Source organism: Candidatus Binatia bacterium, from assembly GCA_036382395.1.
In the GTDB taxonomy this organism is placed as follows: domain Bacteria; phylum Desulfobacterota; class Binatia; order HRBIN30; family HRBIN30; genus JAGDMS01.
Genome location: DASVHW010000412.1, coordinates 1 through 11,190, shown reverse-complemented (window position 1 = coordinate 11,190; position 11,190 = coordinate 1). Strand labels below are relative to the sequence as shown.

The 11,190-nt window shown below is 63.9% G+C and carries 7 protein-coding genes and 1 tRNA gene; all 8 read left to right on the top strand.

The features are described from left to right. The coding region (mfd, locus tag VF515_20220) for a transcription-repair coupling factor (GenBank protein HEX7409951.1) at nucleotides 1-2,998 on the top strand (2,998 nt) is incomplete at its 5' end. A 10-nt stretch (nucleotides 2,999-3,008) separates the two neighbouring features. Then, the gene (locus VF515_20215; GenBank protein ID HEX7409950.1) at nucleotides 3,009-3,980 is read left to right on the top strand and encodes a peptidylprolyl isomerase; all 972 of its coding nucleotides are present in this window, start codon (nucleotides 3,009-3,011) and stop codon (nucleotides 3,978-3,980) included. Continuing rightward, nucleotides 3,977-5,008 (top strand): 4-hydroxythreonine-4-phosphate dehydrogenase PdxA, encoded by a 1,032-nt coding sequence (pdxA, locus tag VF515_20210; GenBank protein ID HEX7409949.1) that lies wholly within the window; start codon nucleotides 3,977-3,979, stop codon nucleotides 5,006-5,008. The genes VF515_20215 and pdxA overlap by 4 nt, the downstream gene beginning before the upstream one ends. Nucleotides 5,009-5,082: 74 nt before the next feature. After that, nucleotides 5,083-6,288 (top strand): sugar phosphate nucleotidyltransferase, encoded by a 1,206-nt coding sequence (locus VF515_20205; GenBank protein ID HEX7409948.1) that lies wholly within the window; start codon nucleotides 5,083-5,085, stop codon nucleotides 6,286-6,288. Between the two features lie 6 nt (nucleotides 6,289-6,294). Then, nucleotides 6,295-8,106, top strand: a complete 1,812-nt coding sequence (glmS, locus tag VF515_20200; GenBank protein ID HEX7409947.1) for a glutamine--fructose-6-phosphate transaminase (isomerizing) — start codon at nucleotides 6,295-6,297, stop codon at nucleotides 8,104-8,106. 23 nt (nucleotides 8,107-8,129) lie between these two features. Beyond that, on the top strand, nucleotides 8,130-10,304 hold the full coding sequence (locus VF515_20195; GenBank protein ID HEX7409946.1) for a phospho-sugar mutase: 2,175 nt from the start codon (nucleotides 8,130-8,132) through the stop codon (nucleotides 10,302-10,304). Nucleotides 10,305-10,356: 52 nt separating this feature from the next. Further along, nucleotides 10,357-10,779 carry a trypsin-like serine protease gene (locus tag VF515_20190; protein HEX7409945.1) on the top strand — a complete coding sequence of 141 codons (423 nt, stop codon included), beginning with the start codon at nucleotides 10,357-10,359 and terminating at the stop codon, nucleotides 10,777-10,779. A gap of 220 nt (nucleotides 10,780-10,999) precedes the next feature. After that, nucleotides 11,000-11,073, top strand: a tRNA-Met gene (locus VF515_20185). Nucleotides 11,074-11,190: the final 117 nt, after the last annotated feature.

Genomic DNA, 11,190 nt, shown 5'->3' with positions numbered 1-11,190 from the left:
GGATCGCGGCGACTTCGCCATCCGTGGCGGCATCCTGGACATCTTCCCGCCGGCGCACCCACAACCGTTGCGCATCGAATTGGTGGGCGACGTCATCGAAGCCATCCGCGAGTTCGATCCGGTCAGCCAGCGCTCGCTGGCACAGCACCCCGAGTTCCTCATCCTGCCGGTGCGCGAGTTCGATGCCCGTGGCCGGTCGAATCGGGACACGTTGCGCGCCATCGAAGCCCGCGCCTTCGAATTGGAAGTCAGCCGCGAGGAGCGCACGCAGATGCTCGAAGGGCTCACCAACGGCCTTCTCTTCCCCGGTGTCGAGTTCTTCCTGCCGTACTTCTATGCGTCGCTGGACACCTTGGCGGCCTATCTGCCCGGCAACGCCCTGCTCTGGCTGGACAGTGCCGGCGAGGTGGACGCGGCGCTGGAGCGGGCCTGGGTCGAGATCGAGCGGCGCGCGGCTGAGCGCGCGGCCGAGCATCGGTTTCTACCGCCCGTGGACGGCTTGTACATCTCACCGAGCGAGTGGCGCGCGGCGTTCGCCGGCTGGCCGACAATCGAACTGGAACCGCTGGAGATGCTGGCCAGCGGCGGGGATGCGCAGCACCTCACGGTCCAGTCGTTTCTGACGCGCGATTTGAAGATCGAGCACCTGTCGCAGCGCCGGGAGACTTCCTTCGCACCGGTGGCCGAGCGGGTGCGGAACTGGTGCACGCTGGGGCATGGCGTGATCGTGGTCGCCAGCACGGCGCAGCAGGGAGAACGCTTGGCCCGCCTTTTTGAAAATCACGATGTCACGGTGGAGCGTGACGACCGGCCGTTCGCGGCGGTCTTCGGATCGCCGGCGCACCACCCGCGGCTGGTGCTCGGACATCTCAACGAAGGTTTTCGGTTGCCCGAGGCGCGGCTCGTGGTGGTGACGGAGGCCGACCTCTTTGGTGAGGCGCGGCAACGCCGCCGCACGCGTCGCGTCGAGGTCACGCAGCTCCTCAAGAACCTGAGCGAGCTGAAGCCAAATGACTTCGTCGTGCACATCGACCACGGCGTTGGCCGCTATCGCGGACTGAAGCATCTCCGTGTGGCCGACACCGAAGGGGACTTCCTCCATCTCGAATACGCCGGCGGCGATCGCCTCTACTTGCCGGTCGATCGCATCAGCCTGGTGCAGAAGTATGTCGGCGCCGACGGTGCCGCACCGCCGCTGGACAAGCTCGGCGGCACCAGCTGGGAGAAGGTCAAACGCAAGACGCGCGAATCCGTCTTTGCCATGGCCAAGGAGCTGCTCGGCATCTATGCGGCGCGCGAGATCATGGAGCGCCGCAGTTTCAGCACGCCGGATCAGTATTTCCGTGAGTTCGAGGCCGCCTTTCCGTTCGAGGAGACGCCGGATCAGCAGCGGGCCATCGACGAGGCCCTGGCCGACATGCAGCGCCCGAAGCCGATGGATCGCCTCATCTGCGGCGATGTCGGGTACGGCAAGACCGAAGTGGCGCTGCGCGCCGCCTTCCTTGCCGTGCTCGACGGGCGGCAGGTCGCCGTCCTTGTCCCCACGACGGTGTTGGCACAGCAGCACTCCAATACATTTCGCCAGCGCTTCCAGGGTTACCCCGTGCGCGTGGAGATGTTGTCGCGCTTCCTCACCCGTGGCGAGAGCCAAGCCGTGGTGCGCGGCGTGGCCAGCGGGGAGGTCGACATCGTCATCGGCACGCACCGGCTGTTTCAGAAGGACATCGTCTTCAAGCATCTCGGTCTGCTGGTGGTGGACGAAGAGCACCGCTTCGGCGTGAGCCACAAGGAGCGCATCAAACAGATGCGCAAGCTGGTTGACGTCCTCACCCTGACCGCCACGCCGATTCCCCGCACCTTGCAGATGTCATTGCTCGGCATTCGCGACCTGAGCGTGATCGAGACGCCGCCCATCGATCGCCTGGCGATCCGCACCTACGTCACCCGTTATGATGAAGGCCTCATCCGTGAAGCCATCCTGCGGGAGCTGGGGCGCGACGGGCAGGTGTTCTTCGTGCACAACCGGGTCGAGACCATCGAGATGCGGGCCCGCCGGCTGCGAGAGCTGGTGCCCGAGGCCTCTTTTACAGTGGCCCACGGGCAGATGCACGAACGCGACTTGGAACGCGTGATGGCCGACTTCTTCGGCAAGAAGACCAACGTCCTCATCTGTTCGGCCATCATCGAATCCGGTCTCGACGTCCCCAATGCCAACACCATCATCATCGACCGCGCCGATCGCTTCGGATTGGCGCAACTGTACCAGTTGCGCGGCCGGGTCGGGCGTTCACACGAGCGCGCTTATGCCTATCTCATGATCCCGGGCGAGCAGCTCATCAGTCGCGACGCCCAACTGCGTTTGCGCGCCCTGCAGGAGCTGGATGACTTGGGCGGCGGCTTCCGGCTTGCGGCGCACGATCTGGAGATCCGCGGCGCCGGCAACTTGCTCGGCAAGCAGCAGTCCGGTCACGTGGCCGTGGTGGGCTTCGAGCTGTATCAGCAGATGATGGAAGAAGCGGTCCGCGAGCTGCGCGGCGAGCCCGTGTCCGCCGAGGTGGAGCCGGAGATCCAGTTGGGGTTCCCCGCATACATTCCCGACAGTTACATTGCGGACGAGAATCAACGCCTGGTGTTCTACCGGAGGTTGGCGGTGATCAAGGGCCAGGCCGACCTCGAGGAGATCGCCAACGAACTGCGCGAGCGCTACGGCCCCATTCCGCCGTTGGCCGACAGTTTTCTGCGTGTCATGGACTTGCGCCGCAGTCTCAAGGACTACATGGTCGTGCGCACCGTGCTCCGCGATGGCGCGGTGACCCTGCAATTCCACCCGGATGCCCAGGTCGACGTGCAGCGGCTGGTCGCCCTGGTGCACAAGGGTAAGGGGCGCTTCAAGCTCTCGGCGGACTTCCAGCTGAGCTTCCAGCCGGAGTCACACGATTGGGACGGGTTGGTTGCCGAGACCAAGTCCGTCTTGCACGACCTGCGAGAGACGTGTTAGCGGCTGCAGTATGTTGTCTTCATTTAGTTCTCGGCGCACGCGCCGCAGTCGTTGGGGCCTTACGATTGCCACCTGCTGCCTCGTTGTCGCTGCGGCGGCGCGGGCGGAAGTCGTCAACAAGATCGTGGCAACGATCGATGGCGAACCGATCACCGCGTATCAAGTGAAGAAGTTTTCTCGCGACAGCATTCGTGGCCGGCAATTGAATGCCTCGATGGACAAGGCAGCGCTGCTGGATGCCCTGATCACGGACAAGCTCATTCAGAAGGAGGTCAGTGACAAAGGCGTCGTCGTGCGGGACGAGGATGTCGAGCGCTACATCGGCGCCATCAAAGAACGCAATAATCTCGACGATGAAAAGCTGAAGACGGCATTGGCCGGCCAGGGCCTCACGATCGACAGCTATCGCGCACAGATTCGCGAAGAGATCGAGCGCGATCAGCTCATCGCGCGCGAGATCCGGGGTAAGGTCAGCGTCACACCGGAGGAGGTGCAACGCTACTACGAGGCGCACCTCTCTGAGTATTCCACGCCCGAGAAGCTCCAAGTCGCACACATCGTTTTTCGCCTCGACGAAGGCGCATCCGGGGACCAGGTCGCCGCGGTGACGGCCAAGGCGGAGGAGGTCTACACGCGCATCAAGAAGGGCGCCGATTTCGTCGCGATGGCGAAGCAGTACTCGGAGGATCCGAGCAAGGAAAGCGGCGGAGACCTCGGCTGGTTCAAGCAAGGCGAGATGCTGGAGAGTTTCGAAAAGGCCGCCATGCGGCTGAAAGTGGGCGAGGTGAGCGAGCCGGTGCGGACGAAGGCCGGCCTGCACATCATCAAACTCGAAGGGCGCGAAGGCGCGGCGCACCAGAAGCTCGACGAGCTGGGCGACCAGATCAAACAACAACTCTACAACGCCGCCCTCGAAGAGCGATTTCAGAAATGGCTGACCGAAGACTTGCGCAAGCGCCACCACGTCGAGCTGCTGCAGTGAGCGCCCGCACCGGCTCACGGACGCGCCTCGCCATCAGCATGGGCGACCCGGGCGGCATCGGTCCGGAGGTCGTGCTGAAAGCATTGGCGACGCGGGCTGTCGGCGCGGCCATCGATCCGATCCTCGTCGGCGATCGGGCGGTATGGGGGGAAACGGCGCGGCGTCTGGGCCTGCCCGCGGCGTTCAGCGACACACCGCGGCCGCGTCACCTGACGGTCGCTGCCACTTCCGAACTGGCGGCGCGTCACCGTACGCCGGGGCGGCCATCTCATTCGAGCAGCGCGGCGGCGCGAGGCGAGGCCGCGTATAGTGCCATATTGGAAGCCGTCCGTTTGGTGCAGACGGGACAGGCCGCCGGCGTGGTGACGGCACCGATCAATAAGGCGCATCTGGCCGCGGCAGGTCATGATTTTCCCGGCCACACGGAGCTGCTTGCCAAGTTGTGCGGCGACGTCCCGGTGCGCATGATGATGGTGGGCACACGACTGCGTGTCGTGCTGGTCACGACGCATATCGCGCTGGCCGAGGTGCCGGCCCGACTGAGCCGCGAGAACGTTTACCAGACCATCGCCATGACCGCGCGGGCGCTGCGCCGGCAGTTCGGCATCCCCGCGCCGCGGGTTGTCGTGGCCGGTCTGAACCCGCATGCGGGCGAGGGCGGCCTTTTCGGTGACGAAGAGGCCCGTCTGATCGCACCAGCCGTGCGGGCGGCGCGCCGGCACCGGCTCAATGTGGTCGGGCCGCTGGCGGCCGACAGTCTCTTCGCCCAGGCCGCGGACGGCAACTACGATGCCATCGTGTGTATGTACCACGACCAGGGTTTGGCCCCGTTCAAGCTCCTGCACTTTGCCGATGGTGTGAACTTCACCGTGGGGCTGCCGTTCGTCCGCACGTCGCCGGATCACGGAACGGCTTTCGACATCGCCGGTAGCGGGCGGGCGGACGCTCGCAGCATGGTGGCGGCTTTGCAGCTGGCGGCCCAGTTGGCCGGGACGAGCGCCAATGAGTCACTGCCCCGAAGTCACTGACCGTCAGCCTTGAGCCTGGCGGGGTTGATTAATCTTACTGTTGGTTGAAGGATGGGTATCATGCGAGGACAGCAATGAAGGCCTTGATCCTGACCGGGGGGACGGGGCGCAATCTCGTTCCGTTCTCCTCCACGCGCCCGAAGGCGATGGCGGTCGTCGGCGGCGGATCGTTGATGCGCAGAACCTTGGCGCATTTGCGCGAGGTGGGGGTTACCGACGTCACGGTGGTGCTCGGGCAAACAGGCGACAAGGTCAAGGCCATTTTCGGGGATGGTGAGGACGTTGGGGTCCACATCACCTATGTCGAGCAGGGAGCGCAGGGCGGCATCGTGGGTGCCATCCTCGACGCACGCCAGCGCTTCATCCCGGGCGAATACTTCATCCTCGTCTATGGCGACGTGGTGACCTCGGAAAACCCTTTTCACGAAGCCTTGCGGTCCTTCAGCTCCTTCAAGGGACCGATTGCTTGCGTTTGCTTGCCTGGTCCGCCAACGGGCCGGTACGGGAATGTCTATCTCAGTGGCACACGCATTACCCGGATCGTGGAAAAACCGACGACCGTGGGCCTGGGGAATTATGTGCTGGCCGGTGTCTTCGTGCTACCGGTGGAAGTGTTTTCGCTCTTGGAGAAGAGCGAAGGCGATATGGAAAAAGTCTTCAGCGAGCTGGTGCGCAGCCCGGGTCTGAACGCGTCGATTTGGGAGCAAGGGTGGATCGATGTCGAGTACCCCTGGGACATTCTGGCGGCCAACCAGATGGTGATGGATACCTGGGAGGAAGCGATCATCTCGCGGCATGCCTTGATCGAGGGCAACGTCACCTTGACCGGGCCGGTGCGCATCGAGCGCGGTTCGGTCGTCAAGGCCGGCGCGGTGCTCGCCGGTCCTTGTTACATCGGCCGCGACTGTTACGTCGGCCACAACGTGTTGGTGCGTTCGTACTCCTCGTTGGGTCCCGGTTCAACGATCGGCTACGGTGTGGAGCTCAAGAATTGCGTGCTCTTCGGTAGCTCGCAAATCGGACGGTTGTCGTTCGTCGGGGACAGCGTCATCGGCGAGAATGTCGATATCGGCTCGGGAACGATGACGATCAATGGGAACTTGGATGGCACGGCGGTCGCGGTCGGCATCCGTGGCGAGTCGGTCGACTCGGGTCTCAGCAAACTCGGTGCGTTCGTCGGCGACGACGTCAAGGTTGGTGCCGGCAACACGCTGGCGGCCGGAACGGTGCTGATGCCAGGGGCGACGGTACCGCACCACGCCACCGTCAGCGCGAGGTAGCCCTCGATGTGCGGCATTAGTGGAGTGATCAGTTTCCACCCCATCGCCGACCGGCTGTATGAAGGCGTGCGTCATTTGGAGTATCGCGGCTATGACTCGTGCGGGGTCGCTTTCGTCGAAGACCACCATATCGAGGTCCGCAAGGATATCGGCACCGTGGATGAGGTGGACAGCAAGGAACATTTCCGCCGTCTGGCGGCGCAAGTTGGCATCGCACATACGCGCTGGGCCACGCATGGGAAGGTGACGCGTGAGAATGCGCACCCGCACCAGAGCTGTCGCGGCGATTTCGCCGTGGTGCACAACGGCATCATCGCCAACTACAAGGCGCTGCGCGAGGAACTGCGGCGCGCCGGGCACCGTTTCCGCTCCGATACCGACACCGAGATCATCGCGCACCTGATCGAACAGCGCTTCTCGGAATGCGGAGATGTCGAACGTGCGTTGGTGAGCGCGCTGCGCTCGCTGCAGGGCAGTTACGCCCTGGCGATGATTACCACGCACGATCCGGAACGCATCTTCTGCGCCCGCAATGAGAGTCCGCTGATCATTGGCGTCGGCAGCGAATCGAACTACGTCGGCTCGGATTTCAACGCCTTCATCGATTACACCAAGAACACGGTCATCCTCGAGGACGGCGAGTACGGCATCGTGTCGCGAGACAGTTACTCGGTGAAGAGCCTGCGGACGGGAGAGGTGGTTGAGAAAACAATCACCATTGTGCCGTGGGATTCGGAACTGTCGCGCAAGGGCGGGTATCCGCACTACATGCTCAAGGAGATCCACGAGCAGCCACAGGCGCTGCGGAGCGCCCTGTGCATCGATCCCGGTGAGATCGCGGCGCTGGCGGACATGATGCAGGAGGCGCGGCGCGTATACCTGCTCGGGGTCGGCACGACGTACTACGTCGCGTTACTCGGACAGTACTTGCTGGCAGCGGTGGCGGACATGGATGTGGCGGCGCTGAGCTCGGACGAATTCCGACACCTCGACAAGAGTGATGCCCACACGCTGGTGCTGGCCATCTCCCAGTCCGGGGAAACGTACGACACGTTGATGAGCCTGCGGCACGCCAAGGAACGCGGCGCCAAGAGCGCAGCGATCATCAACGTGATGGGCTCATCGATTGGGCGCATGGTCGACCGCGTCATCCTCCAGGGTTCCGGTCCCGAGGTGTGTGTCGTCAGCACCAAGGCCGCGCTGATCCAGATGGTCCTGCTGGCCCGGCTGGCGATCGAACTGGGAGAGCGGCGCGGCGTCTTGTCCGCAACCGTCCGGCAAGAGTACGAGGCGGCGCTGGCGGCGCTGCCGGAGGAGATCGAGACGATTCTGAACGAAAAATCCGGTCTGATCCGCGCCGCCGCCTACCGCCACGCACATGTGCAGAACTGGCTCTTCTTGGGGCGGGGAATCTATTACCCCATCGCCTTGGAAGCGGCTTTGAAGATGAAAGAAGTCACCTACGTGCATGCCGAAGGCATGCCCGGAGGCTTTCTCAAGCACGGCACCCTTTCGCTGGTGGACGAACGTTTCTACACCCTGGTGTTCTTGCCGCCGCCCACTGCGGGTGAGTTGTACGGCATGACGCTATCGAGCGTGGAGGAGGTCAAAGCGCGCGGTGGGTTCGTCTTTGGCCTGACCTTCGATGGCGGGGAGGACATCTTCGATGACCGCGTCACCTTGGCCTCCCGCCACCCGTTCACGGCGCCGTTTCTTCCCCTGGTGGCTGCGCAGCTGCTGGCCTACTTCACCGCCACCGCCCTCAAGCGCAACGTGGACAAGCCGCGCTCGTTGGCGAAGTCCGTGACCGTGGCCTGAACACGAACCGACCGCAGGGCAACATGGAACTCAACGACATCGAGAACGGACTCCGTACGGTGCAGGTGCCGGAGTCGTACCGCCACGACGCCATGCGCCATCTCAGCGTGTGGTGGAGCGAACCGCGGTACGCCGCCTTTCGGCCGCAGATCGAGAACCTCGCGGGCCGCCAGAAATGGGATCTGCTTCTCGACTCCTTCTACCGCATCGTGCCGTTCGGTACCGGCGGACGCCGTGGCGCGGTGGGCATCGGCCCCAACCGCATCAACCAGGAGACCATCGTCACCTCGGTGCAAGGGCACGTCAATTACCTCCGCCGCCGTTTTCCCGCTCAACCCCTGCGGGTGGCGGTCGCCTTCGACGTGCGTGTCTTCCGTGACCTGCGGCAGTTATATGATCCGTCCGTTCCCAACCCGCTCCTCGGCATGCGCTCGCGCGATTTCGCCCGCTTGGCCGCCGCCGTGTATGCGGCCAATGGTGTCGAAGTCTACACGGTCAGCGGCAACGACGGGTTTTTTCTGTCCACGCCAGAACTTTCCTTCGCCATCCGCGGCTTGAAAGCGCACGGCGGTCTCAACATCTCGGCCTCACACAACCATCCCGACGACAATGGCGCCAAGTTCTACATGCCCAGCGGTGGGCAGCCGGTGCCTCCCGACGATGAGGAGATGGCCAAGGAGGTCGAAGCGGTCAGCGAAGTGCCGTCAGGGGATTTCGAGCAGGCGGTACAGTCGGGGAGAGTGAAGTGGTGGGACAGCGCCTGCCACGACCGCTATATCCAAGAGAATCTTTCCCGCTCGATCGATCCGCTCGCCCGCCGCGCGCTGATCGTCTACACGCCGTTGCACGGGACGGGGCTGCACACGGTCGGTGACGTCTTGCCGCGTGCGGGATTCGACCTGCGCCTGGTCGAGCGACAGTCGACTCCCGACGGGGAATTCCCCGCGGTCAAATTCCGCATTCCCAACCCCGAGGTGCCGGAATCCATGGAGTTGGTGTCGGCAGAGGCGCAGCGGCACGGTGCGGATGTGGGCCTGGCGACTGATCCCGATGCCGACCGGTTAGGTGTCGTGGCGCCGCAGGATGGCGGGTGGCGTCTCTTCAGCGGCAATGAAATCGCCGTGGTCCTGGCGGCATACATCATCGAGACCCGGCGTGAACGCGGCACGCTGCCGCCGCGGGCGTTCATGGTCAAGACCGCGGTGACCACCGAACTGCTCACACGCATCGCGCAGGTGAATGACGTGCAGATCGTCGGGGATCTGCTGGTCGGCTTCAAGTACATCGGCCAGGTGTTGGACGCGATCGCGCAGGACGGCCGCTTTGGTGACGTGCAGGCCACGCCGGCCGACTTTCTCCTGGCGGCGGAGGAGAGCAACGGCGTGCTGGTGAGTGCCGCCCTGCGTGACAAGGACGCGGCCGGCGGCGCGCTCCTGCTCGGCGAGCTGTGTGCACGGTTGCACCCGCAGGGACAGACCTTGGGCGCGTACCTGAATGATGTCTACCGCCGTTACGGTTATGCGGCCAACACCGGCTACTCACTGGTGATGGAAGGGATTGCCGGTTCCGAGCGTGTTGCCTTGATGATGGACCGGTTGCGCGCCCAACCGCCACCGGCGGTGCAAGGCCGGGCCTTGCAGCGAGCCGTGGATTATTGGGACGAAACGCAATTCGGGAAGATCCGCTCAGAGACGGACCGCAGTTCTCGTAATTTCGTTCAACTCCAGTATGACCAAGGGGTGCACGTATCGGTCCGGCCTTCCGGCACGGAACCCAAGATCAAGTTTTACGTCGAGCAGGTCTTCAATCCGGAGGCCGATTGGGCGGGGGACGGTTTCACCACATCGCGACGTGTCATGGACGATGCCGCCAGCCAAGTCACTCTCGGTTTCGTGGAACAGGTCCTGCGGCTGGTCGACATCGAACTGCCGCGCCCGGCGCTGCTGGTCTCGTCCCTGGTTTCGCTGGACAACCGCATCGATTTCGCCACCCGATTCTTGCCTGAGTTGGAAGAACGCTTACGCACCGTTTCCACCGCGGATGCCGACAGGCTTTTGGCCTGGGTGGACGAGCGGTTGAAGGCATACGGCACCGATCCACGTTATCTGGTAGCGGCTGGAGTGGCCGCGTGCTTCCGGGATCGTTCGCTGTCTCCCAATCAGCATCGCATGCTGCGCCAGCTGTTTTCTCTTCCGTAGCACCGGCGCTAGACGGGTATAGACAGTATAGCCGTTTCCGCGCTCGCAGCGCGTGCAGGTTCTTGCGCCCACGGCCGCAGTTCTGCACGGATTTGCAGGCTGCCTCCCCAGACGGCGCACGTTCCTGACCGCGGCCCACTGCGTCTACGGCGACGTTGACCCCTCGCACTACTGGGTTTACCTCCAGAACGCGGGGATCGTCGCGGTCTCCTCGGTCACCTACAATCCGAGCTACAACCCGAGCCTGTCGGGGAGCGACGTCGCCATCATCAAGTTCGCGACCGACGTCACCGGTATCGAGCCGACGCGGCTGGCCGGCGCGCTGACATTCACCGCGTCGCTGCGCACACTCGCCGTGTCGGGACCGCTCGCGGGCCCGGTGACGGTGACGCTCACGCAGGTGGGTGCGGGCATTTCTCGCGGCGGCACGATCAAGACCTGTCATCCCCAAGGCAAGGCGCTCGTGTGCAGGTAGCAGGATGAGCCTGGCGCAACATCTCAGCGAGCGGTGCCGCCCTGGGCACCGGCAGGTCAACAATACGACACCACAATAGCGCCAGCGGCCTCGGAGGTTATCACCGCTCAGCGGGGAAGATCCGAATTCAACGCCCCTTGCCCAGTTGCGGGTCACTCCGGTAGTATCCCCGCTGCTTTTCGGCGCGCGGCAACGCGATGCCAGAAGTTGTTCCCCGGTTGGCGGCGTAGCTCAGTTGGCTAGAGCGAGGGTCTCATAATCCCTAGGTCCGTGGTTCGATTCCACGCGCCGCCACTCCTCTTTCTTCTTGGTAGATTCAGCACTTGAGGCACTTGGGTTAGGCGCGTCCAATACAATCGCGCGCAATATTCGACGGGAACTGCAACTGGGTGTGGCCGACCCCCTCGATCC

What these genes read in the sequence shown, in the direction of transcription:
- VF515_20205 (HEX7409948.1), top strand. Translation starts at nt 5,083, where the DNA reads ATGAAGGCCTTGATCCTGACCGGGGGGACGGGGCGCAATCTCGTTCCG.
- VF515_20215 (HEX7409950.1), top strand. Translation starts at nt 3,009, where the DNA reads ATGTTGTCTTCATTTAGTTCTCGGCGCACGCGCCGCAGTCGTTGGGGC.
- VF515_20195 (HEX7409946.1), top strand. Translation starts at nt 8,130, where the DNA reads ATGGAACTCAACGACATCGAGAACGGACTCCGTACGGTGCAGGTGCCG.
- glmS (HEX7409947.1), top strand. Translation starts at nt 6,295, where the DNA reads ATGTGCGGCATTAGTGGAGTGATCAGTTTCCACCCCATCGCCGACCGG.